This is a genomic window from Nocardiopsis sp. CC223A (genome assembly GCF_030766825.1).
Classification (GTDB): Bacteria; Actinomycetota; Actinomycetes; order Streptosporangiales; family Streptosporangiaceae; genus Nocardiopsis.
Map to the genome: position 1 here is coordinate 88476 of NZ_JASFDV010000007.1, position 26898 is coordinate 115373.

At 68.8% G+C, this 26898-nt stretch carries 23 protein-coding genes and 1 tRNA gene; 14 read left to right on the top strand and 10 right to left on the bottom strand.

The window, feature by feature from the left end:
• Nucleotides 1–109 precede the first annotated feature (109 nt).
• On the bottom strand, nt 110–841 hold the full coding sequence (locus QJS33_RS04670; protein ID WP_306366593.1) for a hypothetical protein: 732 nt from the start codon (nt 839–841) through the stop codon (nt 110–112).
• A 515-nt stretch (nt 842–1356) separates the two neighbouring features.
• On the bottom strand, nt 1357–2133 hold the full coding sequence (locus tag QJS33_RS04675) for a hypothetical protein (protein WP_306366594.1): 777 nt from the start codon (nt 2131–2133) through the stop codon (nt 1357–1359).
• A 210-nt stretch (nt 2134–2343) separates the two neighbouring features.
• Here QJS33_RS04675 and QJS33_RS04680 point away from each other — a divergent pair, with 210 nt between their 5' ends.
• A complete protein-coding gene (locus QJS33_RS04680) occupies nt 2344–3435 on the top strand; it encodes a hypothetical protein (protein ID WP_306366595.1) in 1092 nt (363 codons plus the stop codon).
• On the opposite strand, the gene QJS33_RS04685 is transcribed toward QJS33_RS04680, so the two are convergent.
• The 3 genes from QJS33_RS04685 to QJS33_RS04695 all read right to left on the bottom strand — a co-directional run bounded on the left by QJS33_RS04685 (nt 3422) and on the right by QJS33_RS04695 (nt 5200).
• Nucleotides 3422–3853, bottom strand: coding sequence for a hypothetical protein (locus QJS33_RS04685; protein ID WP_306366596.1), 432 nt, complete (start codon nt 3851–3853; stop codon nt 3422–3424). The genes QJS33_RS04680 and QJS33_RS04685 overlap by 14 nt on opposite strands.
• Nucleotides 3850–4407, bottom strand: a complete 558-nt coding sequence (locus QJS33_RS04690; protein ID WP_306366597.1) for a hypothetical protein — start codon at nt 4405–4407, stop codon at nt 3850–3852. Before QJS33_RS04690 ends, QJS33_RS04685 begins: the two co-directional genes overlap by 4 nt.
• Before the next feature lie 73 nt (nt 4408–4480).
• On the bottom strand, nt 4481–5200 hold the full coding sequence (locus tag QJS33_RS04695) for an SDR family oxidoreductase (RefSeq protein WP_306366598.1): 720 nt from the start codon (nt 5198–5200) through the stop codon (nt 4481–4483).
• Nucleotides 5201–5301: 101 nt separating this feature from the next.
• Here QJS33_RS04695 and QJS33_RS04700 point away from each other — a divergent pair, with 101 nt between their 5' ends.
• The 4 genes from QJS33_RS04700 to QJS33_RS04715 all read left to right on the top strand — a co-directional run bounded on the left by QJS33_RS04700 (nt 5302) and on the right by QJS33_RS04715 (nt 10563).
• Nucleotides 5302–5967 carry a hypothetical protein gene (locus QJS33_RS04700; RefSeq protein WP_306366599.1) on the top strand — a complete coding sequence of 222 codons (666 nt, stop codon included), beginning with the start codon at nt 5302–5304 and terminating at the stop codon, nt 5965–5967.
• 1012 nt (nt 5968–6979) lie between these two features.
• Nucleotides 6980–7360, top strand: coding sequence for a DUF6507 family protein (locus QJS33_RS04705; protein WP_306366600.1), 381 nt, complete (start codon nt 6980–6982; stop codon nt 7358–7360).
• Between the two features lie 81 nt (nt 7361–7441).
• On the top strand, nt 7442–10102 hold the full coding sequence (locus tag QJS33_RS04710; RefSeq protein ID WP_306366601.1) for a hypothetical protein: 2661 nt from the start codon (nt 7442–7444) through the stop codon (nt 10100–10102).
• A 38-nt stretch (nt 10103–10140) separates the two neighbouring features.
• Nucleotides 10141–10563, top strand: coding sequence for a hypothetical protein (locus QJS33_RS04715; protein ID WP_306366602.1), 423 nt, complete (start codon nt 10141–10143; stop codon nt 10561–10563).
• Between the two features lie 241 nt (nt 10564–10804).
• On the opposite strand, the gene QJS33_RS04720 is transcribed toward QJS33_RS04715, so the two are convergent.
• Entirely contained in the window at nt 10805–11962 is a 1158-nt protein-coding gene (locus QJS33_RS04720) for an IS701 family transposase (RefSeq protein ID WP_306366631.1), read from the bottom strand.
• Between the two features lie 550 nt (nt 11963–12512).
• On the opposite strand from QJS33_RS04720, the gene QJS33_RS04725 reads away from it, so the two are divergent.
• Entirely contained in the window at nt 12513–12980 is a 468-nt protein-coding gene (locus QJS33_RS04725; protein ID WP_306366603.1) for a hypothetical protein, read from the top strand.
• Nucleotides 12981–13233: 253 nt separating this feature from the next.
• Here QJS33_RS04725 and QJS33_RS04730 read toward each other — a convergent pair whose 3' ends face one another.
• Nucleotides 13234–13998, bottom strand: coding sequence for a transposase family protein (locus tag QJS33_RS04730; RefSeq protein ID WP_306366604.1), 765 nt, complete (start codon nt 13996–13998; stop codon nt 13234–13236).
• 297 nt (nt 13999–14295) lie between these two features.
• A tRNA-Gly gene (locus QJS33_RS04735) sits at nt 14296–14369 on the bottom strand.
• 151 nt (nt 14370–14520) lie between these two features.
• Between QJS33_RS04735 and dcd the strand changes: the two genes are divergently transcribed.
• From dcd to QJS33_RS04755, 4 genes are all read left to right on the top strand, one after another.
• Nucleotides 14521–15102: a dCTP deaminase gene (gene dcd, locus QJS33_RS04740; protein WP_306366605.1), complete on the top strand. Its 582-nt coding sequence runs from the start codon at nt 14521–14523 to the stop codon at nt 15100–15102.
• Between the two features lie 440 nt (nt 15103–15542).
• The gene (locus QJS33_RS04745; protein WP_306366632.1) at nt 15543–16538 is read left to right on the top strand and encodes a glycine betaine/L-proline ABC transporter ATP-binding protein; all 996 of its coding nucleotides are present in this window, start codon (nt 15543–15545) and stop codon (nt 16536–16538) included.
• Nucleotides 16535–17767, top strand: coding sequence for a proline/glycine betaine ABC transporter permease (locus QJS33_RS04750; protein WP_306366606.1), 1233 nt, complete (start codon nt 16535–16537; stop codon nt 17765–17767). Before QJS33_RS04745 ends, QJS33_RS04750 begins: the two co-directional genes overlap by 4 nt.
• Before the next feature lie 71 nt (nt 17768–17838).
• On the top strand, nt 17839–18777 hold the full coding sequence (locus tag QJS33_RS04755; protein WP_306366607.1) for a glycine betaine ABC transporter substrate-binding protein: 939 nt from the start codon (nt 17839–17841) through the stop codon (nt 18775–18777).
• 76 nt (nt 18778–18853) lie between these two features.
• Here the strand turns inward: QJS33_RS04755 and QJS33_RS04760 are convergent, their stop codons facing one another.
• The gene (locus QJS33_RS04760) at nt 18854–19468 is read right to left on the bottom strand and encodes a rhomboid family intramembrane serine protease (RefSeq protein WP_306366608.1); all 615 of its coding nucleotides are present in this window, start codon (nt 19466–19468) and stop codon (nt 18854–18856) included.
• A 174-nt stretch (nt 19469–19642) separates the two neighbouring features.
• Nucleotides 19643–20119, bottom strand: coding sequence for a hypothetical protein (locus QJS33_RS04765; RefSeq protein ID WP_306366609.1), 477 nt, complete (start codon nt 20117–20119; stop codon nt 19643–19645).
• A gap of 694 nt (nt 20120–20813) precedes the next feature.
• Between QJS33_RS04765 and QJS33_RS04770 the strand changes: the two genes are divergently transcribed.
• The 4 genes from QJS33_RS04770 (at nt 20814) to QJS33_RS04785 (ending at nt 26786) form a co-directional block, all read left to right on the top strand.
• The gene (locus tag QJS33_RS04770) at nt 20814–22505 is read left to right on the top strand and encodes an ABC transporter family substrate-binding protein (RefSeq protein WP_306366610.1); all 1692 of its coding nucleotides are present in this window, start codon (nt 20814–20816) and stop codon (nt 22503–22505) included.
• 174 nt (nt 22506–22679) lie between these two features.
• Nucleotides 22680–23690, top strand: a complete 1011-nt coding sequence (locus QJS33_RS04775) for an ABC transporter permease (protein ID WP_306366611.1) — start codon at nt 22680–22682, stop codon at nt 23688–23690.
• A complete protein-coding gene (locus QJS33_RS04780) occupies nt 23683–24618 on the top strand; it encodes an ABC transporter permease (RefSeq protein WP_306366612.1) in 936 nt (311 codons plus the stop codon). Before QJS33_RS04775 ends, QJS33_RS04780 begins: the two co-directional genes overlap by 8 nt.
• Complete coding sequence (locus tag QJS33_RS04785; RefSeq protein WP_306366613.1) at nt 24615–26786, top strand: ABC transporter ATP-binding protein; 2172 nt, start codon at nt 24615–24617, stop codon at nt 26784–26786. Before QJS33_RS04780 ends, QJS33_RS04785 begins: the two co-directional genes overlap by 4 nt.
• The last annotated feature ends 112 nt before the right edge of the window (nt 26787–26898 follow it).

The following is a 26898-nucleotide window of genomic DNA, read 5'->3' on the forward strand; positions in this document are numbered from 1 at the left end:
CACTGGGAGCGCTCCCAGTTAAAGGTACGATCATTGTTGTGTCGCCCGTCACACCTGTCAATGGGGGTTAACCGAGGATCGCGGATCCATGCGGGGCGTGCGGCGGAGTTCAGGCCACGGAGGCGCCCAGGGCGGCCCGTGCCAGGAGGACCCCCTGCGGGGTCGAACGCAGGGTCCCCAGCAGGTCGCTGCCGCGGACCGACCCCGTCCACGTGAGCACGTCGGCGGTGTCCACGCACAGGTCCACCGCCATCCCCGTCGTCACCGACGGGTGGCCGCGCACCGACCAGCCCAGGGCGGTCAGCCCCGTGACCACGTCGCGATAGGGCGAGTCGGAGTCCCCGGCCACCGCCAGCAGCAGGAGCACACCCGCGTGCCCGCGGTGGACCCGGCGGCCGTACCGGAACGGCAACCCCGCCGCGACCAGCCGCCACATCGCCACCGGGTCGCCCAGGGCGGCGGCCGCCGGACCGGAGCGGCGCAGCACGCTGCCGCGCCGCCGCAGCAGCCCCAGACGCAGAGCGGTCTCGCGCAGCGCCAGTACCGGCAGGGCCACGTCCTCCCGCTGGAGGGAGCCGCGCCAGCGGCGGGCGAGGTCGAACTCCCGCGCCGCGGCCGCCACGCTGCTCGGCGGCAGGTAGCCGGACTCGGTCAGCCGCAGGCCGTCCGGTCCGACGTGCTCCACCAGCCAGGCGTACGGGTGCGCGGAGCGCGCGGCGTCCTCGGGGCCGACGGACACGGGGTCGTCCAGCCGGGCCGCCGCGACCAGGGGCTCCAGAGTGGCGGCCGCCTCCGGATGGGTGTCGATCAGTTCGGTGAGCAGGGGGGTGCGGGTGCCCATGGGGCCAGGCTAGCCAGTCCCCGCCCTCCGGTCTCCCCGGGCAACGGGTGGCTCGGACGGTCCCCTCCAGGCGGTCCGTCACGATCGCCGGCGTCTCCGTGAACGCCTCGTCCTGCGCGTTGTGCCGCCGGAGGCCCGGCGCGGCGCCCTCGCCGATCCCCGCGGGGAAGACGTCCCGCGGTTCGTCCAGTGCCGCACCACAGGCCGGGGGAGCCACCGACGAGATGCGGTCGGCGCTGGACGGTTCCCCGTCGAAGCCCTCCATGTCGATCCACTCGCGGGTACAACCGTCGGGCGGCTCCCTTCGGTCGGGAGCAGGTCGTTCATCCGCTGCGTCGCCGTCAGGTCGGCGTTCGAGCAGCCGGTGAGGACGACGGTCAGGACGACCGGGGAGACGAGGAATCGATGCCGCATGCGCGGGGCCGCCTCTGGGGCCGGGGTGCGTACCGGCCCCTACGGCGCCCTTCGCATGCACGCGGTTCCGGCGGGTGACAGGCCGAATCCGGCCACCGCGGTCACCCCTCTCCCCCGGCCTCCTCGGCTGCGGCGGGGGCGGCGGCCAGGCCGCGGGCCAGCACCTGCCCGGCGAGGATGCGGCGCACCTCCTCGGCGTCCCCCGCGTGCCCCGGGTGCCCGGTGCGCTCGCTCAGCTCGTTCAGCACCGCCGCGACCACGGAGTCCTCGGTCACCAGGCCGGAGAGCGGTGCGGCCTCCACCGCCTCGCGCCACCGGCGCAGCGCGTCCAGCCGCCCGTGCACGACCGCCTCGCGGGTGATGTGGAACAGCTGGTCCAGGTTGCGCTGGTAGGAGTCCGGGTCGGTCAGGTCCGCGTCCACCACCACGACCGGGCGGACCCCCGAACCCTCCGGACGCAGGTGGTACACCCGCCAGGCCCGGCCGTTGGTCAGGAAGATCCACTCCGCGCCCTCCTGGGAGGCCAGGCGGCGGGCCATCTGGATGTTGCGCAGGTCCAGGTTCTGGCCGATCCCGCGCACCTCCACCGGGGCGAACAGCTTCCCGTCCAGCACGATGGCGTAGTCGTTGGAGTCCCCGCTGGTGCGGTACTCGGTGGTCAGGTCCTGGTACTTGCTGAAGTTGAGACCGACACTGAAGAAATCGGCGACCAGCAGCCGGGTGTCCCCGTCGTTGGCGTCCCGCTCCACGAGGTCGGCCAGCGGCCCGGCGAAGCGGTCCATGGCCGCGGCGACCCGGCTGCGCACGGACTCCTGCCAGCTCAGGGTGGTGGTGAACTCGCCGGTCCGGCTCATGACCTGGGTCTTTTCAACGTCCATGAACATCCGCTCCCGTGTGTGCCGAAAAGCCCTGACCCACGGCCTTCTCCGGCACGGCGGGGGCGTGGACAGGGGAAGATCCGGCCACGATGCTACAACTCACCGCTCTTCCCGAGCACACCGCGCAGCGCCGTGGGCGACGGGAGGGGGACGGCGTCCCACCGAGCCGCTAGGGTGGACGCGCCCCGCACCCTCCCGGAGACTCCCCCCATGCCGCGCACGGCCCTTCCGTCCGCCCTCGTGCTCGCCGCCGCCCTGGCCGCCGGCGGCTGCGCCGCCCCGGTGGAACCCCTCGACGTCACGGCCGAGGCCGGGACCGACTCCCCGTTACCGGACCGGTACGGGCACACGGCCGTCTGGACCGGGGAACTGGCCCTGCTGTGGGGCGGCGGGGCGTTCGGCGACGCGGCTCCCGGCCCCCAGGGGGCCGCCTACGACCCGGACACCGATACCTGGACGCCCCTGCCCGACTCCCCCCTCGACGGGACCCGGCGCAGACACGCGGCGGCCTGGACCGGAACGGAACTGATCGTGTGGGGCGGCATGCCCGACACCGAGGGACCCCACTACCCGGCGGACGGCGCACGCTACGACCCCGGCACCGGGGAGTGGACCCCACTGGCCCCCGCGCCCTCCGGCCGGTGGAATGCCGTGGCCGCCGCGGACCGGGAGCACCTCGTCGTGGGCGGCGGGCAGACGGCCCACGGCACGGCCACCGGGATCATGGTCCACGACGCCGCCGCCGACACCTGGTCCGTCGTCCCCACCGGCACTCCGGTCGTCGACCTCGCCCTCCTGCCCGGGGGAGAGGCGGTCGTCCTGCTGGCGGACGCCGAGGAGACCGTGCTCGCCGCGTTCGACCCGGACACCGGTGGAGCGGTCGCCACGGCGCACACCTGGCCCGGCAGCGGCACGCACGGGCTGGCGGTGCACGACGGGACCGTGCACGTCACCGTCGGTGACGGGGAGACCGTCGCCGTGGACACCTTCGACACGGACCTGGAGCACCGGGACACCCGGGAGCTCGCGGCGGACTCCTTCCTCCCCGCCCGGGCCGCCCACTTCGCCGGCGACGGGGCCCCGGGCGCCGGGGTCACCGATGACGGGGTCCTGGTGGCGGTCTCGCCACAGGGGGTGAGCGTGCTGGACACCGGCACCGGGCGCACCGGGTTCGCCCAGTCGCCCCGCCTGGTCGGGCACTGCGCCGAGGGGTCGTCGGTGGTGGCCGGGGAGCGTGTACTGCTCTTCGGCTGCGGCGACCACGTCGGGATCGTCCGCCCCGGCGGGGTCAGCGACCGGTGACCAGGCTCTGGACGAAGGAGCGGTAGGAGCGCAGCGCCAACCGCAGGGTCTCGGTGTCGGCGCCCTCGTCCCAGGCCGCGCGCAGCGCCGCCCGCCGGGACTCGATCTCGGCGACCAGGGCGTCGGCCACCTCCGACGCCAGCGCGTCCGCCTCACTCACCGCGCCGCGGGGGTCGTCCACGAACGCGGTGACCGCGCCGCTCAGCCGGTCCCGGGCCGTCCCCGGATCCACCCCGCGCGGCCGGGGCCGCCAGCCGTCCTCCGCCGCGGGCCCGCCGCCGCGCGCCGGTGCCGCCTTGCCGGTCTCCTCCGCCACCGTGTCCGCCTTCCGTCGTGCCGCGGTGCGCGCCGTCCGCGCACCCCCCTCGTGCGCGCGCAGGGTCCAGCGCACCCGGCCCTCCGCGTCGGAATGGTTCACCGCTGTGCCTCCGATCCGTGCACACCGGCCCCGCCCAACAGGGCGTCCACGAGCCGCCGGTGGGCCACCAGCAGCTCGCGCAGGTGCTCGGTGTCCTCGGTGCCGTCCCCCTGGACCCGGCGCACCTCGGCGACCTGTGCCGGATGGTCCACCGACAGGGTCCCCAGCAGGTGACCGAACTCCTCACCGGGCGGGTGCCCCAGATCGAGGGCGATCGCCGCGATGACCGCCCGGGCGTCGCGCACCGAGCGTTCGGGATCGTCGACGAACCCCCGCTGCACCGCCACCCACGAGCGGGCGTGGTCGTCGCGCAGCCCGTCGGGGAGGGCGCGCAACCTCAGGGAGGAGCGGCGGGACAGCCGCTCGGAGAGGTCGCGTTCGGCGTCCGCGGTGTTCCCGTGCAGGTGCAGGGCGTGGTCGTACTCCGCGCCGAAACGCCGTCTGAGCCGGGCCGTGCGGCGCGCCGGAAGGATCGAGGATCGGACGGCGATCCCGGCGCCCACGGCCACCACGATCACCACCAGGACGAGGATGACTAGGGGCGTCGTCTCCACGGGGGGCAACCTCCTGTGCAGAGAACCCTTGCCCTGGGGGCCCCGGGCGAAACCCGCATGGCCCAAGGCGGCCTCACCTGCCGCCGGCCACCCGCAACACCGTCCCGGTCGTGCGGGAGGCCCCGGGGGACAGCGGCCGGGCGATCGCGTCGGCGATCTCCCCGGGACGACCCGCACGTCGCAGCGGGATCGTCGCCGCCGCCCCGGCGGGGCGGTCGGGGTCGCCCATGGCGGTGTGCGGGTCGGTCTCGATCACCCCGGGGGCGACCGCGTTGACCCGGATTCCGGACGGCCCCAACCCCTTGGCGAGACCGACCGTCATGGCGTCCACCACCGCCTTCGTCGCCGCGTGGTGGACGTACTCGTCCGGGGCCGCCCAGGGCGGCGGCCGAGGAGACGCTGACGACCGCGCCCGACCCCCGGCCCGCCATGTCCCGCGCCGCCCGGCGGCAGCACAGCGGGTGACCATCCGCCCGAGGACCGCGGTGCCGGTGTCCGCGAACCGGCCCGGCGGTCCGGTCACCGCGGCGTTGTCGACCGGTCCGGTCACCGCGCCCGGCTCCGCGGCGGCGTCGAACAGCCGGTCCACGTCGGCCTCGACGGAGGTGTCCACGCGCACCGCCGCGCACCGGGCCCCGGCCGCCCGCACCCGTTCGGCGGTCCGCTCCGCGGCCCCGGTGTCCGAGGCGTGGCCGAACACGATGGCGTGCCCGTCGCCGGCCGGCCGCGCGCGGGTCGCGGCACCGATGCCCCGATCGCCGCCGATGGCCACGGTGAGAGGCCGCGTCGTCATGGGTCCCCTTCCTCGCGCCCGGCAACGGGCCGCGTATCCGCGGCACGGTGTCCCACCTGGGGTCATGCGCGATCGACCGAGGGGGTGACTAGGGTGCCGCCATGAACTCCGACACCCCCCGGGGCCCCGCGGGCCTGGCCGGGACCCCCCTCACCTTCGACACCGCGGCCTTCCGACAGGTCCAGGAGAACGCCTGGACCGACACCGCCGGCGACGCGGTCGTCCTCGACTTCTTCGGCCTGGTCCCCGACCTGCCCGCCGACCTGGACGATCTCGACGGCCTGCGCGCCCGGACCAGCGCCCACGTCGCGGGATCGGGGATGGGCCTGGTCGAACTGGACACCGTCACCCTGGACGGCATGCCCGCCATCCGCCAGGTGGTCAAGGGCGAGGACCCCCGCCGGGCGTCCGGGATGGCCTACGTCGGCTCGTACACGATCCCGCGGGACCGGTGCAGCACCGTGATCCGGGTGCAGTGCTTCGAGGGGCCGGTGACCGGTATCCGGGAGGCGTCCCTCTTCCCCCTGTTCCTCGACCGCCACCAAGGGGACATGCAGAGGGCGATGGCCGCCTGGGCCCGGCACCCCTACACCGAGGGTGTCACCGGTGGCACCCCGCGCAACCAGGCCGAGGACCCGGTGTGGGACGACCGGTTCCCGGACCACCCGCTCTCCCGCACCCGCCGCCTGCTCGGCGTGCTCGCGCAGTCCCTGCGGGTCGACCCGGCCTTTCGCGACCTGCCCCCGTTCCGCCACGGGGCCCGGTAGCGCCGCCCGACCGGTTCGTGCACGGGCCGGCCATGGCCGACTCCCGGTCACCGCCGCACCCCCACCGCTTTTCAGGCGAACACGCACTACGAAGGGAATCCGACGGCGGCCGAACCGGCGGAGCAGGGCGCCGCGAAGGTGTACGCCCGCCACGGCATCGACCCGGCCGCGATCACGGATCTGCGCTTTCAGGACGCACGAGGGGCACACGGCCGTCGGCGCACCCTGAACGCGAGGACGGCCCCTGGTGCGCGAGCGGTGCTCGCAGCCCAGGGGCCGTCTTTCGAACGGAGCGGATGACGGGAATCGAACCGCTCGCCGCCAGCCCGCCGACCTGCGAGAACCCGAGAATCCCCAGATCGCGCCGCTGCCCGTCACCCCGCTGCCTCCGGTTCCCCCACGTTGCACCCCGCCCCGTCCACCCTCCGGATGCACCAGAAAGCCGGGTTTCCCGCGTTCTGGCTGGGAGGGCACGAACGCCGGACCTGGACGGTCGGCCGGGTGATGACCGGATGGAGCCCAGTGATCCGGACAGGGCAGTCGAGTTCCGCTGCATCACTGGGAGGCTGCTGTGCGCGCAGCCCGGGTCACCCTCTGTCTCTGCCGTTCGGCATAATACGCCCGAAGAGACAACAGTAATCACTTATCGCCGCGAAGTGCGTGAAAGGGGTGAGCGGATGCGGTCCCTTCTGGTGGAACGGGGTTCCGGGGGTGCGGGGGAGCCCGTTCGGGTGCCCTTTCTCCGACCGGGGGCCGCGTTCCCCGCGCACCCGGGTCCGGGACTTCCGAGGCCTGTCCGAACGGGGCGGAACGAGTGCTTCCCTGGCGGTGTCGGCTCCCCGAAGAAGGGTCTGGGCAGGGATTTCGTGTCGCTTCGGTCGGCATGATCTCCCGTGGCGACGCAAGCTGTCCGCGTACTACAGGAAATGGCCGGAACCGGCCATGTCGATGGCCCACAAGCACCCGAGGGATTTCGCTCCGCGCGATTCCCCGGTGCGTGGAAAGGAGCGCGATGAGTTCGTGGGATATCGATCCCGTGCAGGTCGGCGGTGTGCTGGAGGCGACTCTGGGCCATCTGGGCGATGAGGAGGGCGGCTCGGGTCTGACCCGGGAGCTGTCCCAGTTGGAGACCCATCTGGGCAACGCCGTGGAGGAGTGCGGCAGCGGCATCGTCGCCGATGCCCTGGGCCGGTTCGCCGAGCACTACTTCGGGATCCTGGGCGACATGGCCGAGACGACCCTGCGGGCGGTCGGGGGAGCCTACGAGGCCACCAACCACTACATCGAAGGCGACCTGGAGATGGCCGCCGAGGCCCAGCTCAACGCCGCCAAGGAACCGGCCACCGAGGTCACCCCGGCGGCGGGCTCGGGTCAGCAGCCCCAGTACCGCTGACCCCGCACCCCTGCTCCTTCGCCTGCTCCCGGACCCGAGCCCCCACCTCCCGAACCCCCTCTCCCCGTGAAGCGGTGATCCATGGGCACGGCCCCCTTCGACCCGAGCTCGTTCTTCGTTCCCGACACCGACCCGGACCGCCTGGAGTACACCGCCGACGACCTCAAGGGCGACGGCGCCGACATCGCCGAGGGCGCGGCCGACATCCACACCGCCTGGGGTGGGCTGGCCTCCTGCTACAGCGCCCCGGAAGCGGGGATCCTGTTCTCGGCGGTGGACTCGGTCCCTGAGGATGCCGAGGAGGTCGACGGTGCCCTGGGCACGGCGGCCACCGCGCTGGCCACCTTCGCGGAGAAGGCACGCAAACTCCGCAAGGAGGCGTGGGCGCTGCAAGGGGACGCCCGCCGTTTCAACACAAGGGTCGCCGACGACGAGGACTGGGCCCAGGGCACCCTGTTGGGCGGCGAGAGCGAGGAGTACACCGAGTACACGCGGATCAACTCCGAGAAGATCCGCATCCAGAACGACTTCATGGTCGCGGAGACCGAGTGCGCGAACGCGCTCCTGGCCCTGTTCAGCGCCCGCCGGTTCACGCCGGTGAACCCGGACGGGTCCACCGAGCTGCACGGCGGGGAGATCGCCTACGGGTTCACCGAGGTCACCGAGGAGCTGGAGAACGCCTGGGGCGAGCCCAAGATCGGCGTCGACCACTACTGGTTCTGGGACGTCCAGCACGCGGCCTGGGACTTCCGTGACGACATCCTGGAGAACGCCGGCGGGATGGTCGGGATGCACGGCGCCGGCGGCTGGGACTTCGACTGGAGCACCAACCTGGACGCCCACTGGTGGGGTGTGGCCCAGGGCGCGGGCGCCGCAGTGGGCCTGTACGACGCCGAGATCGACCACTGGGGGTTCCAGAGCTGGGAGCGCAGCCGTGAGATCGCCTGGGATTCGGCGGTGGAGGCGGCGCACGCCATCGTGCCCTGGGAGGAGTGGGAGGAGCGGCCCGCGTACGTCATCACGACCTTGCTGCTCAACGTGGGCACCATCGCGGCGGGCGTGGCGCTGTCCGCCACCGGGTTCGGGGCGGTGGTGGGGGTGCCGCTGCTGGCCTACAAGGGGTTGAAGATCCTGGACGGGATCGGCGGTGTGCCCCGGGGGCTGACCGACGCGTTGCAGAACCTGGTCGACAGCGCGGCCTCCGGTCGCCACGGCGGCGTCCCCGGCTCGGGCGGGACCACCCCGGTCGTCTCCCTGACCGATAGCACACTGCGGGGCCTGGGCATCGACCCGCAGCGGCTGCGCGGCCTGCTCTCGGGCCTGGAAACCCTGCGCTCCCCGGAGGCCGGGTCCCCGGCGGGTGACGGCGCCGCCGATGCGGAGCGGCCTGCTGATCCGACCGCGGCGGAGTTGGCCGCGGGCCAGGAGTTCCTGGACGGCGTGGACCCGCGGTCACGCACCGAGCTGGAGGAGGGTCTGCGGGACGCGGAGGACCTGTGGGTGACCTCCCAGGTCCCTGATGATGTGTCCTCGGTCAACGACACCCCGGTCCAACGCTACGAGACCGACCCAGCCCTGATCGAGGCCGAGGACGGGCAACGGGTCGACATCGACAGCGCGGGCAACGAGATCACCGCTCACCACGACACAACCATCACCAACAACACCAGTGAAAACAGCGGCTCCCTGAGCACCCCATCTGGCACCACCGCCGTGGCCCCCGACTCCGGCTCTATCAGCCACAGCGGAATGATCAACCTTGGTCTTGGTGGTGGTTCTTCCTCTGGCGGCACTTCAGGAGGAGGAACCGGCCAGAACCTGTCTTCTCTTGCCACGGGAGGCGCGTCGGTCAGACTCGAAGTGGGACAGGACGGGTACCCGGGCCCCAAGGAGAGGTTCGGAGACAACGGCCTGGTGCTTCAATCGGATACAACATACCGATTGTTCGATTCGGCCGGTAGCCTTCAGAGCACATATCGGACAGATGCGAACGGAGATATCGTTGAAATTCGACTGGAGTCGCAACACCCGAAATCTCGACACCCGGAGATGTTGAATCCACGCCCGAATGCCACCTATGTTGTCAATGTGGGCAACAGTGAATATACATTCAAGACGGATTCAAGTCGCCGCACCGTTTATGTCGAAGGAGAGCTGGAATACGGAAATCAGAGAAGGAACTTGGATGAGCAGGGCGAAGTAAATAAAAGAGGCAGGAGGTATTTTGGGCTCCTCAACGATCAGATTTTGAAGGACTTCCGAGATGAGCACGATCGAGATCCGAATCCAGGTGAAGTCCAACTAGTAGATGTGGGTAATTGGAATGGCGGTCATCTCTTTGGCTCGGCAGAGTTCCTGGGGCCCGGAGAGCGCTTGAACCAGGCGCCAATGCTGGACATCGTTAATCAGGAGCGTGTGATACGACCAGGAATCTCGGGAAGTTTTCGTAGGGCGGAATGGACATGGTATGGCCTTCTTCGGAATGATAAAAATGCCCTTATAAGGGGACTGGGAGATGATTACAATACACAAATGTCAGTGTGGCAGCCCATCCTTGCAGCTGGGCCGAATCCGCCAAAGGTAGAGGTTGCGATATCTCTGGAAGATGACCCGGCGATGAAGCCCATCCCAGATCCGAAAACTGGTGAACTTGTTCATCCTCCGCCTGCTATAATTCATGTCGAGTGGTCAATTAACGGAGTTCGCCAGGACCCCTTGGAATACGACAATCACCCAAAGTAGGGGGAATAATGTTTCATCCGCCCGGGGGGATGACCCCCTTGGAGCAACAGGAAATACTGAACTCAATCGGGCGTTCCATTTTGGAGCAAGGCCCGGATGGCTGGTCCAGGATAGAGTTTTCCTACAAGAAGGTAGGTGGGGCGGCAACCGGGGGAATCACCCTGATCCGCGAAGATGGAACATCGGAGATTTTCGGTTCCTCCAAGGAGGTGTTCAGTCTTTCCAGGAGGCTGCGCCATGGAATGTATATGGAAGGCCGGGGAACGTGGTTCTCGCTCAAATACACCATTTCTCCTCCCGGGAAGTATAGTGTCGATTTCAATTATGACAAAAAGCCGGATTTCACGTTTTCCCCGGGTCCGCAGGACTATGTGGATGACTTGAGAACTTACCCCCGAAGCCCAGAGGAAATTCCCGAGTGGCTTCGAGTGGAGTTGGAGAGGGCTGCAAGGGGAGAGTAAATAACGGAAATTTACCTAAAGGGTCTGTCTCAGGGCCCCGGAGATCTCGCGTTTCAGATCCATACAGGCTGCTCTCGGTTGATGCGGTCGAGATCGAGGACCTTGTCCGGATCGGTGTGGGCTCTGCGCCCGGATGCGAGGTTCTTCCACCCGGTGGCGGCCGACGCTTGGCGGACGATATCGGTCAGACATCCCAGCACGATCGGTGCGGCCCCGGTACTACAGTTGCACTTCTGTTTTGTCATGATTCGCAAGCCGCTCGTCTGCGCCGGTGGCAGCCCATCGCCAGCGCTTGGTGGGAGCGTCTGAACACCGACCACGCCAACACGTGCTCTGGGCCGTGCCCGACCGCGAACAGGGCGTGCATCAAACGGACGATCTCGTTGCAGGACAGCGCCACCATCCCTGATCGGCGCGGGTGCAGGCGCAACTCGGCCAGGCGGCAGGTGGCCACGAACGCGTGAGCGACCATCACCAGCAGGTTCCACCGCTGCCAGGAGGTCCACGTCCGCACCTGGTGCTCGTCCAGACCGGCCAGGCCCTTGCCGTGCCGGAAGGACTCCTCCACCCTCCAGCGGCGCCCGGCCACCACCACCAGACGCGCCAAAGGCACCGGCACCGGGGCGAAGCAGGGGAAGAACGCCGGCTCACCGGTGGTGCGGTTGCGGCGGATCAGCACCCATCGCACCCCGCGCTCATCGGTTCGGTCGTCGATGAGCGCCCAGTCGTAGTAGCGCTCGCCCTTGGCCCCGGCCCCGGCCGAACGCTTCTGCCACCCCCGCTCCGGCACCAGGACCGCCGACTCTTTGACCGGCAGGGGACCGCGCGGGGTGGGCAAGGGGTCGGTGGCCGACATCTCCATCATGTACCCCACCCCGTGTTCTTCCAGGTAGCCGCGCAAGTGCGGGTTGCGGCCGTAGACCTCGTCGCCGGCCACCCACGCATCAGGGGTGTGCTCCAGGGCGGCGGCGATCATCTGCCGGGCCAGCTCGGGCTTGGTGGCGAAGCGGGTCGTGTCGGGGACCCCGGCCGCTCGGCGGCGGGCCAGGTCCCCGGTCCAGGTCCGGGGCAGGTAGAGGCGGTGGTCGATCAGGGCGTGGGCGAGGTAGACCGCGACCTGGCAGTTCTCGACCTGTCCGGTGACCCCGGTGTACTGGCGGGTGACCCCGACCGTGTGCTTTCCCTGCTTGATGTCCCCGGTTTCGTCCACGACCAGGACCGTGTCAGGGGTGCCCAGGTGCGTGATGACATGGTCGCGCAGCGCGGCGGCCAGAGCCGTCTCGTTGATGCGGGCGCGGGCGAGCAGGTGCTGGAACCGGTACGGGGAGGGGTGACCGGCGTGTTCGGCCAGGGTCCAGCAGTTCTTGGCGGGCAGCGGGGCCAGCAGGGCGCTGATCATCTCGCGGGCGGTGGTGCGGGTCTCGGGGCGGGCCAGGTGCGGGGTGACGACGGTGTCGATGGTCGCGTTCAGCAGGCGCGGCCACCGGTGGGCGGCTACGCTGGTGGCCGCGGCCGCCGCCTGTTCTTTCTTTGTCTTCACAACCATTGATGATCGGGCGGCGGCCGTTCGTGTGTCCGGGAAACCGCCAGATCAGCGGCGCTTATCCTCCGGAGCGGCACAGAGCACTCAGACCAGGACAAACCGGAAGTGCAACTGTAGTACTGGCGAGGAATTCTCTCCCAAGGGGAAAAAGGGCACCTCTTCGATGATCCGAAGTTCAACGACGGCACCTGGAGAGCAGCCTTGGTGCTGAATCCAGGGAGTCCGGAGATCAATGTTAAAATCAGTGCAATCCATGACCTTGATCTACCCAGGGTCGTGGACCCTGATACGGGAAGATGAATCCTTCCCCCGCCGAGCAGAATTGTTGTTAACTGGTCCCTCAACGGTGTTGAAATGAAACGGCTTCGATACAATAACCTTCCGCCTTTCGAAAAATAGGAGACTCATGCAGACCCACGGATTCAAAAAAGGAGACATGCCGCCGGGGGAGCGGCGGGAAATATTGAAGGAAGTCGGATCCAAGATCCTATCCACCGCCCCCGAAGGCTGGAATCGTATAATCTATACGAGCGCATCCGTCGTGGATATGGGAAATAGCTCGGCGGTAGTTGAATACGAGGATGGGAGCACAAAGACATTCCGAGCCGATGCAATGATCGGAATTTACTTGGACAAGCTTCGGGCTGGGATGTACGTGGAGTGCAAGGGAACCTGGTTCTCTTTGGAATGCGTTATCACACGCCCCGGTAAGTTCAAAGTCCACTACAACTACGACGATGACCCAGGCCTGACTTTCGCCACCGCCAAAGCCTTCACCAACGACCTAAAGTACTTTCCGAGGGATCCCGAGAACATCCCTGACTGGCTTCACGCGAAGCTGCGGGAGGAGACAGAGGAAAATGGCATGGAGTGATGCGGGCACGGCTCTTCGGTTCGGCTCGAAGACCTGGGGCTGCCTGGCGGTGGACTCCTGGACCGCCGCATCACTGGCCTGGGGTGTGGACCGGGCAGATGCACGTTGCCGGAGTGCCATTCGTGATGTGTGCGCTGGGGTGGGAACGGCGGCCAAGTGGCTCACCGCCGGAGACCGTGGCGCCAGCCCGAACACGATCCGTGCGTGGTCGGGCATGCCGAGGCTGTTTCGTGCCTGGTTTATTGAGCCTTTTTCATCCTGCTTCTCGGAGTTGAAGGACCAACACCGCGCGGGTGATCTGGCCTGCGCGTTGTGGGCAGCAGCGTAGGCGGCGCAGGATGTCCCACTGCTTGAGCTGGGCGATCGCGCGTTCACCCGGGCTGCGGAGCTTGGCGTGGGCGGAGTTGGCGTCCTTCTTCCATTGCGGCTTGCCCCGGCCCTTGAACGGGCAGAACACCACGTCGGATAGCCCGACGTAGCCCTTGTCACCGAGGCCGATGAGGCCCGCGGCTCTGATGCGTTCGGTGATCTTCCATACCCTGGCGGCCCGGGTGTCGTGCACCGCCCCGGGCAGCGACCACGATGTCCAGAGGGGTTCGCCGTCGGGGGCTGCGACGACCTGGATGTTCATGCCGTGCTGTTTGTGCTTGCCGGAGTAGAAGGGCCGGTCGGCCGCTACCCGGTCGCAGGCGATGAGGGTGCCGTCGACGATCACGTATCCCCAGCCCTTGCGGCGGGCGCGGCGCAGGCCCTGTTCCAGGGTGGGTGCCCGGGCGGCGGGCAGGGCCGTGGTCTCGTGCACGTAGCGCCAGGCGGTGGTGGTGCTGACGCCGAAACCGGCCGCGAGGTGGGCGAACGGTTCGCCCTTGTGCAGGTGGACCAGGACGAGCAGGGCTTGGGTGGCCGGGTCGAGGCGGCGCCATCGAGAACCGGTGTTCTTGCGGTGGGCTCGGATGGTGCGGGCGGCCAGGTTCAGGGTCCGGCGTGACAGGGATAGCGCGGCACGGTAGAACAGCATGTGGAGCCTCTGGTGGGGCGGGTTTTCTTGGTCGTTAATCCATCTACCAGGGGCTTCTTGCTGTCAGGGGTGCTCAGGGCGAGCTGGTACGAGGCTGTGACCTGCGCGTTCAGGATGAAAAATGCTCATTGGAGCCTGGCTACCGAGGTTGTACACCCGCGTGCACCCCGAAACGGGGGTGTATGACGGGAGCGGGGCGCGTCATCCGGGCCCCCGTGCACCCGCTGGTGCACCCGGAACGCGGAGACGGCCCCTGGTGTGCGAAGGATCTTCGCTGTCCAGGGGCCGTCTTTCGTATGGAGCGGATGACGGGAATCGAACCCGCGCTATCAGCTTGGGAAGCTGAAGTTCTGCCATTGAACTACATCCGCGTGTGCCCGCCGCCTCAACGGCCGGTCAACAGTTGCCATCCTAGCCCACTTCGGGGGCCCGACGGCAAGTCGGAGCCGGGAGTCCGTGTCGGGTGCCGGTGTTCGGTCGGTGTTCGCCCTGGTGGTTTCGGCCAGGCGGTAGGTTCGGAGCGTGTTGCTCTCCGATCGCGATATCAGGTCCGAAATCGATTCCGGGCGGGTCCGGATCGACCCCTTCGACCCCGGCCTGGTCCAGCCGTCCAGCATCGACGTGCGCCTGGACCGGTTCTTCCGGGTCTTCGAGAACCACAAGTACCCGCACATCGATCCCTCCATCGAGCAGCCGGACCTGACCCGGTTGGTGGAGACCGATCCCGACGAGGCCTTCATCCTCCACCCCGGGGAGTTCGTGCTGGCGTCCACCTACGAGGTGGTGACGCTGCCCGACGACATCGCCAGCCGGCTGGAGGGCAAGAGCTCGCTCGGGCGGCTGGGGCTGCTGACCCACTCCACGGCCGGGTTCATCGACCCCGGCTTCTCCGGGCACGTGACCCTGGAGCTGTCCAACGTGGCGACGCTGCCGATCAAGCTGTACCCCGGGATGAAGATCGGCCAGCTGTGCATGTTCCGGCTGACCTCGCCGGCCGAGCACCCCTACGGTTCCGCGCAGTACGGTTCGCGCTACCAGGGGCAGCGGGGTCCGACGCCGTCGCGTTCGCACCTGAAGTTCACCCGTACGCGCATCGAGTCCTGACCCGACACCCCGGCTCTTCGAGGCCGGGGTCTGTCGCATCCGGGGTCATGACGGTATGTTGTTGCGTTGGCACGGACCGTCGTATTACGCCCCTGTCACGCATATGTGACCAGTGTCACGCCAAGATGTTGTGTGGTATAGATCACATATCGCTGTCCTGCGGCGATGCAAACCCCCGGCATGGTCGACGGACCGTTTTTATGCCGTTTAAACCTGTTATCTGCTGGTGACCAACCGTCTGAACTGTGGGTACGCATCTCGGTAACGTTGCCCCCCGACGTGAACCAGGTGCTGGTCCAACCCCGTCAGGGGTGCGCACCGGGGGGCCCTGCGCGGACCGGCCGCCTGACGAGCCGCGGGCGGCGATCGGGGAAGCCGGTCTGCTCCGCGGCCGGGACAGCCCCGTAGAGGAGACCGTGCCAGCAGTACGCGCAGACCACTTGTACAAGGTGTTCGGTAGACAGGCCGGAGCCGCCGTCGAGCGGCTCGCCGACGGAAGTCACCGCGACACCATCGCCGACCTCGACGTGACCGCCGCGGTCATCGACGTCTCCTTCGACGTCGAGCCGGGCGAGATCTTCGTCGTCATGGGCCTGTCCGGTTCGGGCAAGTCCACACTCATCCGCATGCTCAACGGCCTGCTGGAACCCACCTCGGGCTCGGTGGAGGTCGACGGCGTCGACATCACGACCCTGGGCAAGAAGGAACTCCTGAAGCTGCGCGGCCAGAAGATCAGCATGGTCTTCCAGCACTTCGCCCTGCTGCCGCACCGGACGGTGCTGGAGAACGCCGCCTACGGCCTGGAGCTGCGCGGCGAGCCCCGCCCCGAGCGGACCGCCCGCGCGAGCGAGACCCTGGAGCTGGTCGGCCTGGCCGGCTGGGAGGACAAGTTCCCGCACCAGCTGTCGGGCGGCATGCAGCAGCGTGTCGGCCTGGCCCGCGCCCTGGCCGCCGACACCGACATCATCCTGATGGACGAGGCGTTCAGCGCCCTCGACCCGCTGATCCGGCGGGACATGCAGACCCAGCTCCTGGAACTCCAGGACTCGCTGGGCAAGACCATCATCTTCATCACCCACGACCTCAACGAGGCCATGCGCCTGGGAGACCGCATCTGCGTGCTCCGGGACGGCCGGGTCGCCCAGATCGGCACCGCGCAGGAGATCCTCAACGAGCCCGCCAACGACTACGTCGAGCGGTTCACCGAGGACGTCGACCGGACCCGTGTGCTGACCGCCGCAGCGGCCCTGGACCACAAGGCCACCGCGGGCGCGAGCGCGCCGAAGGTCGCGGCCGACACCCCGATCGCCGACCTGTACACCGACATGGCCGAATCCGAACTCGTCCGCGTGGTCGACGAGGACGGCAGCGTGCTGGGCACCGCCTCGCGCACGTCCGTGCTCGCCGCCCTCGCGTCGGGGAGGGAGCGGTCGTGACCCCCGTGGACTTCCCGCCCGCCCTGCCGATCGGTGAGGGCTTCGAGGCGTTCAACACCTGGCTCAAGGCCCACTTCGGCCCGGTCTTCGACGCCATCGGCGACTTCATCCGCTGGGCCGTGTCCGTCCTGTCGGGCTTCTTCTCCGACCCGGCGGCCGCCCAGCTCACGTTCATCGCCGCGGTGCTCATCGCGGTCCCGCTGCTGCGCTCGCACCGCGTCCGGTTGGCGGTGACCGTCGGCGCCGTCTCGGTGCTCTACATCCTCCAGGCGTGGTTCGGCCTGGTGGACACGGTCATCAACAATCTTCCGCCCTTCCTGTTCCTGTGGGCGATGAACCTGTTCGACCAGTACGTCGACTCCTACTTCGTCGTCTCGCTGCTGTTCCTGGCGGCGGTCACGGTGCTGGGGGCGGTGAACGCGGCCTCGCGCAAGCGCACCGCGATCGTGGCCGGCGGCTGGCTGGCCGCGATCCTCCTGGGCTGGCTGCTGCTGCCCATGCTCGTCACCGAGCCCAGGTCCCTGCTGATGATCCTCCTGCTGAGCCTGCTCGCGTACTCGGTGGCGGGCTGGAGGATGGGCGTCTTCGGGCTGCTCGCGCTGTCCCTGGTGGCCTCGGTCGGCCAGTGGGACAACGCCATGGACACCCTGGGCCTGGTCCTGGTCGCCAGCGCCATCGCGGTGGCCATCGCGATCCCGATCGGCGTCCTGGCCGCCTACAACGACCTGGTCAGCAAGATCGTCAAGCCGGTCCTGGACCTGATGCAGACGCTGCCCGCGTTCGTGTACCTGATCCCGGCGATCTTCTTCTTCTCCATCGGCTCGGTCCCCGGCGTGGTCGCGACCATCGTGTTCGCGATGCCCCCGGGCGTGCGCCTCACGGAGCTGGGCATCCGCCAGATCGACAGGGAACTGGTGGAGGCGGGCGAGGCGTTCGGCGCCCCGGGCCGCAAGATCCTCACCGGCATCCAGCTGCCCCTGGCGATGCCGACCATCATGGCCGGCGTCAACCAGGTCATCATGCTGGGCCTGTCCATGGTCGTCATCGCCGGCATGGTCGGCGCCGGCGGCCTGGGCAGCCAGGTCTACCAGGGCATCAGCCGCAATGACGGCGCACTGGGCTTCGAGGCCGGCATCGCCGTCGTCGTCCTCGCCATCTTCCTGGACCGCCTCACCGCGGCGGTCACCCGCAAGAGCCCGCAGGGGCGCGCCGCCGTCTCGTCGTCCTGAGCGCCCCACCCCGGCGGGCCGGTCGCACACGGCCCGCCGGTTCCGGAATTTCCTAGGGAAGGATCACCAAGATGCACACCCGAAAGCGCACCTCTGCGCTGTCCGCCGCCGGTATGACCGCCGCCCTGCTCCTCACCGCCTGCGGCGGTGGCGGCGAACAGGACCTGACCGGTCCCGGCGAGGGCGAGGGCGGTGGCGACGCCCAGGAGATCGAGATCGGCAGGATCGCCTGGGAGGAGGGCATCGCGGTCACCGCGTTGTGGCAGGTCATCCTGGAGGAGAAGGGGTACGACGTCACGGTCACCGACGTGGACGTCGCCCCGATGTACCAGGGCACCGCCAACGGCGACCTGGACATGTACCTGGACACCTGGCTGCCGGTCACCCACGCCGACTACTGGGAGGACTACGGCGACGACCTCGAAGACCTCGGCACCTGGTACGACAACGCCAAGCTGACCATCACGGTGCCCTCCTACCTGGAGGACGTGAACACCATCGCCGACCTGGAGGGCATCGCCGACGAGTTCGACGGCCGCATCGTCGGCATCGAGTCGGGCGCGGGTCTGACGCGGGTCACCAAGGAAGAGGCGATGCCGGGCTACGGCCTGGACGGCGACTACGAGCTGATCGAGTCGTCCACCGCGGCGATGCTCGCGGAGCTGGACTCGGCGATCGCCGAGGAGGAGCCGATCGTCGTCACCCTGTGGCGTCCGCACCCGGTCTACGCCAAGCACGACCTGAAGGACCTGGAGGACCCCGAGGGCCTCATGGGCGGGTCCGAGGAGATCCACGCGGTGGGCCGTGCGGGCTTCGGCGAGGACTTCCCCGAGCTCACCGAGTGGATGCAGGCCTGGGAGATGAACGACGAGGAGCTGGCCACCCTTGAGGTGGTCGTCCTGGAGGACTACGCGGAGGACCAGCTGGAGGGCGCCCGCGTCTGGCTCTCGGACAACCCCGAGTTCCTGGAGCGCACCCTGGGCGACGCCGCCGAGGGTCTGGAGTTCTAGGACCCGCGTCGCGCGTGGGAACGCCGAAGGGCCCCTCCCGGGGGTGGGAGGGGCCCTTCGGCGTGTGCGGGCCGGGTCAGGGGGCGTAGTAGCCGCCCTGCGCCCCGGGCTGCTGCCGCTGGTCGATCTGGCGCCGCCTCTCCCGCCTGGGGAGGACGTACGCGGCGATCAGACCGCCGATGAAGCCGAACAGGTGCGCCTGCCAGGACACTCCGGGGTACTGCGGGAGCACGCCCCAGATCATCGTGCCGTAGAAGAGGACGACGCAGATCATGATGACGATGTCGACGGTCTTGCGCTCGATGATGCCGCGCAGGACGGTGTAGCCGAAGTAGCCGAAGACCAGCCCGCTGGCGCCCACGGTGACGGTGGCGGGGGCGCTGAAGAACCAGATCCCGACACCGCTGACGGCCATGACGATCAGGGTGGTCGACAGGAAGCGGGACAGCCCGCTGAAGGCGACGAGAGAGCCCAGCACGAGGAAGGGCAGCGAGTTGCCGATGAGGTGCTGGAAGTTGCCGTGCATGAACGGCGCGGTGAGGACGGCCCAGGGGGCCCCGGTGTCCCAGGAGCGCAAGCCGAACCGGTAGTCGAGGGATCCGAACATGAAGAAGTCGAGGACCTCGAAGACCCACATGGCCGCGAGCATCCCCGCAACGGTCAGGATGGCGGTGATTCTGGACTGCGTCACGCAACCGAGGGTAGATGACCCGGGCTTGCAACGGTATGTCCGTGGGGCGTGTGGTGCGTATTGGGCCGATGTGACCTGAGTCGTCCGGCTGCGTACCGTTGTGTGCACGGTTTTCGGGCGGGCCGTTACCCGGCCGGCCGGGAACTCCGCGGGGGACCGCCGAGGGCGGAGCCGTCAGGAGGTCAGCGAACGCTTGCGCGGCGGGATGCCGGCCATCGCCATGAACGCCTCGACCTTGGCGGGGCTGGTGCTCTGGGTCAACGGCAGGTAGGCGCGGGAGGTACGGCGGCTCTGTAGCGAGGGGAACCGCTTGGGGCGGCCCGCGGTGTCGCACAGGCCCAGGGAGCGCACGCCCCCGGGCAGCAGGTGGTAGGAGCCGATGTCCCCGAAGGGCACGCTGACCTCGTACTTGCCGCGCCGGTAGCGGAACTCCCCGTCGGAGACCTCCAGCACGGGGGCCTTGACGAAGAGGTGGCCGTGGGCCGCGAGCCCGCCGCCGAGGAGCAGCAGCAGGACGCCGAGCGTGACGTTGGCCCAGTGGGCGGGGTCGACCGCGATGGACACGACGCCCAGGGCCGCCAGCAGATAGCCGCCCCACAGCTCCGCGTGCTTGCGGCCCGAGGGACAGACGAGGCGCACTGTTTCGGACACGGCAGGGGCCTTCCTCGCTGCGGTCTGGGGTTGGGCGGTGGTCGCCGCCGCTGTCGACTTTATCGGCTCCGCGGGGGTGCCCACGGTGGTTTCGGACACCGGAACGACGGGCTTTCCATGAGCGGGCCCGCGACCTGCGGGCGGGCGGCGCGGGGTGTCTCCCGGAACTGCGGGTCGGGGGCGGCATGCCACTGGACCCTTTTAACATCATGTCATCCTATGTTTCTATGATCCGCTTCCCCTCCGAATGGACATCGATGGCCGGATGGATCTTTTCGCACTTTCGAGCTGTTCGTGTTCGTATGTCCGTTTTTGGTTCGGTAATCAAATGGGAGCTTTGGGTAGTCAAACATCGTTTACCTTTAAGTAAACGGCGTTGACCGCAATGGTTTTGCGCCTTCCCATTTCTGGTGCGACCGAATCACCGGTACTCGGTCCCTGTTTGTGAGGTGCCTTCTGGCCTGGGGAAACGTGGAGTACATCGCCGTGTTACGGAGGTGTTGTCGTGTGATGTCGACGCCCGAGGTCGATGGGCGCGAACCGGTTGCGGATGGGTCACGAATCCGGCATTGGGGCTATACAGACATTTCGCTCGATGGTCTTCTGAACGACTAATCGCCTAAGTTCGGTGGGGACTGTGCGAACCACTCGATCCCCCACTGAAGGTTCGTATTAGTGATCAAGGGTGTGACTGATGCAGATTCGTAGGAAAATGCTGGGGGCTGCGGCCGTCGGTGTTTCAGCGGTGCTCGCGGTGAGCGCCTGTTCCCCGCCCGAGGACGGCGCCGGGGGCGGTGACGCGACGTCGGTCACCTGGATCATCAGCCAGCCGGGCAGCGCGTGGAACCACAACACGCCCGAGGGCGGTTCGGTCTACCTCATCCAGATGGTCCACGGCATCCTCCCGGTTCCGGGGTACTGGAGCCCCGAGGGCCAGTGGGAGTGGAACACCGACCTGATCGTCAACGAGCCGACGCTCAGCGAGGAGGACCCCCTCTCCTGGACGTACGAGATCAACCCGGACGCCAACTGGAGCGACGGCGAGCCCATCACCGCCGACGACTTCATCTGGGCCTGGAAGATGAACAGCGGCGACGACGAGCTGTGCGCCGAGCAGTGCAACTCCCGCGGCGCCACCCTGGAGACCCTGTTCGAGAGCGTCGAGGGCTCCGAGGACGGCAAGACCGTCACGGTCACCATGAAGGAGGGCTCACAGCACCCCGGCTGGTTCACCTTCGCCGGTGACGGCCTGTACCCCTCGCACGTGGCGGAGGCCGAGGGCTTCGACCTCGACACCCCCGAGGGCATGCTGGAGTCCTCGAACTACTTCAACGACAACCCGCTCACCATCTCGGGCGCCCAGTACATCTTCGACGGCGCTCCGGAGCTCGACGGCCGGATCGTCAAGGTCGCCAACGAGGAGTACTACGGCGAGCAGCCCGAGATCCAGGAGATCATCCTGGAGGTCAACACCGAGGAGAGCAGCTGGGTCGCGGCCCTGACCAACGGCGAGGTCCAGGGCTCCTCCCCGGCCACCTGGTCCGACGACGTCCTCACCCAGCTCGAAAGCCTGGAGAACGTCGAGTACGGCGTGCAGTCCGGCGGCAGCTGGGAGCACCTGGACCTCAACACGCAGAACGAGGCCCTGAGCGACGTCGCGCTGCGCCAGGCGATCTTCACCGCCATCGACGTCGAGAACATCGCCACCCGCACCTACGGTGAGAAGTTCCCCGAGGTCGAGCCGCGCACCAACCACGTGTTCTCCACCACCAGCGAGTTCCACGAGGACGTCATCACCCCGACCGGCCAGGGTGCCGGCGACGCCGACGCCGCCATGGAGATCCTGGAGGAGGCCGGCTACGAGCTCGACGGCGAGTCCCTCACGCTGGACGGCGAGGCCGTCCCGGCGCTGCGCCTGCGCTACACCGCCGGCCACGTCGCCCGCGAGATCATCGCCGAGCTGATCCAGGCCGACCTGGCCGAGATCGGCGTCACCGCCGAGATCGAGACCACCGACGACCTGGGCGGCACCCTCTTCGAGGCCGACTACGACCTGATGATCTTCGGCTGGAGCACCACGCCGGACTTCTACAGCTCCCCCCACCAGTACTGGTTCAGCGAGAGCGGCAGCAACTTCGGCGGCTACTCCAACGACGAGGTCGACGAGCTGGTCGAGGCCGCCATGAACGTCCCCTCCCCGGAGGAGTCCGCCGTGCTGGCCAACGAGGCGGCCGCGATCGTGGCCGAGGAGGCCTACGTGCTCCCGATCGTGGACACCCCGGCCTACTTCTTCTACGACACCACCTACCTCGGCAACGTCACGGACAACAACTCCCAGTCCCGCCGGGCGCTGTGGAACCAGCACGAGTGGGCCGCGGTCGAATAGCGCTCCCCAACGGATCACTCCGCTCCACACGGAACGCACGGGTGATATCCCGGCGGAGCGGCGTCGCGGGGGAGCACCCCCGGGCGCCGCTCCGCGCGGACGGGGCCTTCCGGCCGGTCGACGGCCGGGAGGCCCCCGCCCCGGGTTCCGGAGCGCTCATCGAAGGACCTTCCCATGCTCGTATACACCGCGCGTCGCCTCGCCGTGGCGATCCCAGTGCTCCTGGCGGCGTCGGTCCTGGTCTTCCTCATGGTGGACCTGAGCGGCGACCCGCTCTCGGATCTGCGCATGCAGCAGCCTCCCCCCTCGGAAGAGGTCATCGCCGCCGCCGAGGCCCGCTACTACCTCGACCGGTCGATCCCGGAGCGGTACTGGCTCTGGATGACGGGGATCGGCGGAAACGGTGACATCGGCCTGCTCCAGGGCCAGTTCGGACCCTCCGTCCGCGGCGGGGCGTTCGACATCGGCGAGGAGCTCTCGGACAGCATCTACGTCACCATCCGCCTCGTGACCGCCGCGATCATCGCGGCACTGGGCCTGGCCGTCCTCTCCGGCGTGGTCAGCGCCATGCGCCAGTACTCCAAGCTCGACTACACCCTGACCTTCATCGGCTTCCTCGCCCTGGCCATGCCGACCTTCTGGCTGGGCGCGCTGATCAAGGAGGGCGGCCTGTGGTTCAACCAGACCACGGGCACCGGCTTCTTCTTCACCATCGGGGCCAACTCGGCCCGGGTGAGCAACATGACCGGCTGGGAGTACTTCCTCGACTCCGCCGGGCACCTCGTGCTCCCCACCATCACCCTGATGCTCACCAGCTTCGCCGCCTGGAGCCGCTACCAGCGCACTTCCATGCTGGAAGTGCTCAACAGCGACTACGTCCGGCTGGCCAGGGCCAAGGGCGTGCCCAACCGCGTCGTGGTACGCCGCCACGCCCTGCGGACCGCGCTCATCCCCCTGGTGACGGTGGCGACCATCGGCGTCGTCGGCATCATCGAGGGTGTCGTCATCACCGAGACGATCTTCCAGTGGCGCGGTCTCGGTTACTTCTTCATCGAGGCGGTCAAGGCACAGGACGCGTTCGCGATCATGTCCTGGCTCATGCTGAGCGGCACGCTCGTGGTGCTCGCCAACCTCGTCGCCGACATCCTGTACGGCGTTCTCGACCCGAGGATCCGCTATGAGTGAAATGCAGAGTCGCGTCGCGACGGCCGACGGTCCCCCGGACGGCCCGGCGAAGCCGGTGAACAAGGGCGGGGACCTCACCCAGATCCAGATCATCTGGCGCCGGTTCCGCCGACACCGCGCCGCCATGATCAGCCTGGTGCTCCTGGGGCTGATCGTCGCCTTCGCCTTCCTCGGGCCCCTGGTCTGGCCGTGGGGCTACACCGTGGACTCGGACATCCCCAGCAACGCGGGGCCGAGCCTGGAGCACCCCTTCGGCACCACCAAGCAGGGCACCGACGTGTTCGCGCAGACCATGCGCGGCGCCCAGCAGTCCCTCAAGGTCGCCCTGACCGTCGCGATCGTCTCCACCGTCGTGGGAGCGACCTGGGGCGCGGTCGCGGGGTACTACCGCGGGCGCACCGACGCGATCATGATGCGGATCGCGGACATCTTCCTCATCATCCCGCTCATCGTCGCCGTCGCCTCCATCAACGGCGCGGTCCGCGGCGGCACCACCTGGTACGCGGTGGCGCTCATCATGTGCCTGTTCTCGTGGGCGACCGTCGCCCGCGTGGTCCGCGGTGTGGTGCTCTCCCTGCGCGAGCAGGAGTTCATCGAGGCGGCGCGCGCGGCCGGGGCCCGGGCCACCCGGATCATCTTCCGGCACCTGCTGCCCAACGCCGCGGGGCCGATCATCGTCGCCGCCACACTGCTCATCGCGGTCGCGGTGCTGACGGAGGCGGGCCTGTCCTTCATCGGGTTCGGCATCCAGCCTCCCGACATCTCGCTCGGGAAGATGGTGGAGAGCGCGCGCACCGCCGCCTTCACCCGGCCCTGGCTGTTCTACCCGCCCGGTGTGCTGATCGTCCTCATCTGCCTGACGATCAACTTCATCGGTGACGGGCTGCGGGACGCCCTCGACCCACGACAGACGATGGTGCGGCGATGACCACGACGGAGAACATCAACGACGGCGCCACCGCGACCGTCGACACGGACATCGTCCTGGACGTCCAGGACCTCAACGTCACCTTCTCCTCGGAGGACGGCCCCCTGCGGGCCGTGCGCGGGGTGTCCTACCGGGTGCGCAGGGGCGAGGCCCTGGGCATCGTCGGCGAGTCCGGCTCGGGCAAGTCGGTGACCTCCATGGCGATCATGGGCCTGCTGCCCAAGACCGCCAAGGTGTCCGGCTCGGCCCGGGTGCTCGGACAGGAGGTCATCGGCCTCAACGACGCCCAGATCAGCAAGGTGCGCGGCGACAAGATCGCCATGATCTTCCAGGACCCGCTGACCTCGCTGAACCCGGTGTACACCATCGGCTACCAGATCGCCGAGGCGGTGCTCACCCACCGCAAGGTGACCAAGCAGCAGGCCCGGGCGCGGGCGGTCGAGCTGCTCGACAAGGTGGGCATCCCCCACCCGGACCGGCGCGTCGACCAGTACCCCCACGAGCTCTCCGGCGGTATGCGCCAGCGGGTCGTCATCGCCATCGCGATGGCCAACGACCCCGACGTGATCATCGCCGACGAGCCCACCACCGCCCTGGACGTGACGGTCCAGGCCCAGGTGCTGGAGGCCCTGGAGACGGCGCGCAAGGAGACCGGCGCGGCCCTGGTGCTGATCACCCACGACCTCGGCGTGGTCGCCGGGCACGTGGACCGGGTGGCCGTGATGTACGCGGGCCGCCTGGTGGAGACCGGGACCGTCGAGGACGTCTTCTACCGGCCCCGGATGCCCTACGCGCTGGGGCTGCTGGGGTCGCTGCCGCGGATGGACGAGGCGCGCAGCGAGAAGCTCACCCCCATCCTGGGGACGCCGCCATCGCTGCTCGACCTCCCGGCCGGGTGCGGGTTCGCGCCGCGCTGCCCGATGGCCCAGGACGTCTGCTTCACCACGGAGCCGGCCCTGGAGGCGGCCGTGGACGGGGACGACCCGGACCCGTTCCGGCGCCATACCGCCGCCTGCCACTTCGGTGAGCAACTGGTGGACGCCCGGCCGGAGGACCTGTTCCAGGCCACCGCACCGGCCGCGGAGACCGCCGCGGGACCCGACGGGACCGGGGGCGCCGAGGCCGCCGGGCACGGCGGGGAGCGAACGGACGCGGCTCCGCCCGAGGTGCTGCTGTCCGCGGTCGACCTGGTGAAGAACTTCCCGATCCGCTCCAAGGGCATCCTGCGGCGCAAGATCGGCGAGGTCCAGGCGGTCTCGGGCATCTCCCTGGAGCTGCGCGAGCACGAGACCCTCGCACTGGTCGGGGAGTCCGGCTGCGGCAAGTCCACCACGGCGCGCCTGCTGCTCCAGCTCATCCGGCAGACGTCGGGCGAGGTCACCTACATGGGGCAGCCGCTGCACTCACTCAGCGACGCCCAGATGCGGCCGCTGCGGCGCGATCTGCAACTGGTGTTCCAGGACCCGTTCGCGTCCCTGGACCCGCGCATGACGGTCTCGGACATCGTCGCCGAGCCCATGCAGATCCACGGGCGGGGCAAGGGCGCCAAGCAGCGGGTCAAGGAGCTGCTGGAGCTGGTCGGGCTCAACCCCGAGCACGGCTCCCGCTACCCGCACGAGTTCTCCGGCGGCCAGCGCCAGCGCATCGGCATCGCCCGTGCGCTGTCGCTCAACCCGAAGGTGCTCATCCTGGACGAGCCGGTGTCGGCGCTGGACGTGTCGATCCAGGCCGGGGTGATCAACCTCCTGGAGGACCTCCAGGATGAGCTGGGCCTGTCCTACCTGTTCGTCTCGCACGACCTGTCGGTGGTCCGGCACATCGCCGACCGGGTGGCCGTGATGTACCTCGGAAAGATCGTGGAGACCGGGACGACGGAGGAGCTCTTCAGCGCTCCGGCGCACCCGTACACCCAGGCGCTCATCTCGGCGATCCCGCTGCCGGACCCGGTCAAGGAGCGGACCCGGGAGCGGATCGTGGTCACGGGTGATGTGCCCAGTCCGGCCGATCCGCCCTCGGGGTGCCGGTTCCGGACGCGCTGCCCGAAGTTCGCCAACGACCTGAGCGACGAGCAGCGGAACCTGTGCGTGGAGGAGCCGCCGGACCTGCTGGACCGGGGCACCGGGCACCGGGACGCCTGCCACTACTCGCAGGTGGTGGAGCTGATCTGATCCCGGGCCACCGTTCCCGGGGCTGTTCGGGCCGGGAACGGCGAAGGCGGGATCCGCGGCGGTGCCGGGAGGGCGACCTCCCGGCACCGCCGCGCCGGGTTCGGGACAGGAT

Excerpts from the sequence above, each read along its gene's own strand:
- QJS33_RS04670 (WP_306366593.1), bottom strand. The coding sequence starts at position 841 with ATGGGCACCCGCACCCCCCTGCTCACCGAACTGATCGACACCCATCCG.
- QJS33_RS04675 (WP_306366594.1), bottom strand. The coding sequence starts at position 2,133 with ATGGACGTTGAAAAGACCCAGGTCATGAGCCGGACCGGCGAGTTCACC.
- QJS33_RS04680 (WP_306366595.1), top strand. The coding sequence starts at position 2,344 with ATGCCGCGCACGGCCCTTCCGTCCGCCCTCGTGCTCGCCGCCGCCCTG.
- QJS33_RS04695 (WP_306366598.1), bottom strand. The coding sequence starts at position 5,200 with ATGACGACGCGGCCTCTCACCGTGGCCATCGGCGGCGATCGGGGCATC.
- QJS33_RS04700 (WP_306366599.1), top strand. The coding sequence starts at position 5,302 with ATGAACTCCGACACCCCCCGGGGCCCCGCGGGCCTGGCCGGGACCCCC.
- QJS33_RS04705 (WP_306366600.1), top strand. The coding sequence starts at position 6,980 with ATGAGTTCGTGGGATATCGATCCCGTGCAGGTCGGCGGTGTGCTGGAG.
- QJS33_RS04710 (WP_306366601.1), top strand. The coding sequence starts at position 7,442 with ATGGGCACGGCCCCCTTCGACCCGAGCTCGTTCTTCGTTCCCGACACC.
- QJS33_RS04720 (WP_306366631.1), bottom strand. The coding sequence starts at position 11,962 with ATGATCAGCGCCCTGCTGGCCCCGCTGCCCGCCAAGAACTGCTGGACC.
- QJS33_RS04725 (WP_306366603.1), top strand. The coding sequence starts at position 12,513 with ATGCAGACCCACGGATTCAAAAAAGGAGACATGCCGCCGGGGGAGCGG.
- QJS33_RS04730 (WP_306366604.1), bottom strand. The coding sequence starts at position 13,998 with ATGCTGTTCTACCGTGCCGCGCTATCCCTGTCACGCCGGACCCTGAAC.
- QJS33_RS04755 (WP_306366607.1), top strand. The coding sequence starts at position 17,839 with ATGCACACCCGAAAGCGCACCTCTGCGCTGTCCGCCGCCGGTATGACC.
- QJS33_RS04770 (WP_306366610.1), top strand. The coding sequence starts at position 20,814 with ATGCAGATTCGTAGGAAAATGCTGGGGGCTGCGGCCGTCGGTGTTTCA.
- QJS33_RS04775 (WP_306366611.1), top strand. The coding sequence starts at position 22,680 with ATGCTCGTATACACCGCGCGTCGCCTCGCCGTGGCGATCCCAGTGCTC.
- QJS33_RS04780 (WP_306366612.1), top strand. The coding sequence starts at position 23,683 with ATGAGTGAAATGCAGAGTCGCGTCGCGACGGCCGACGGTCCCCCGGAC.
- QJS33_RS04785 (WP_306366613.1), top strand. The coding sequence starts at position 24,615 with ATGACCACGACGGAGAACATCAACGACGGCGCCACCGCGACCGTCGAC.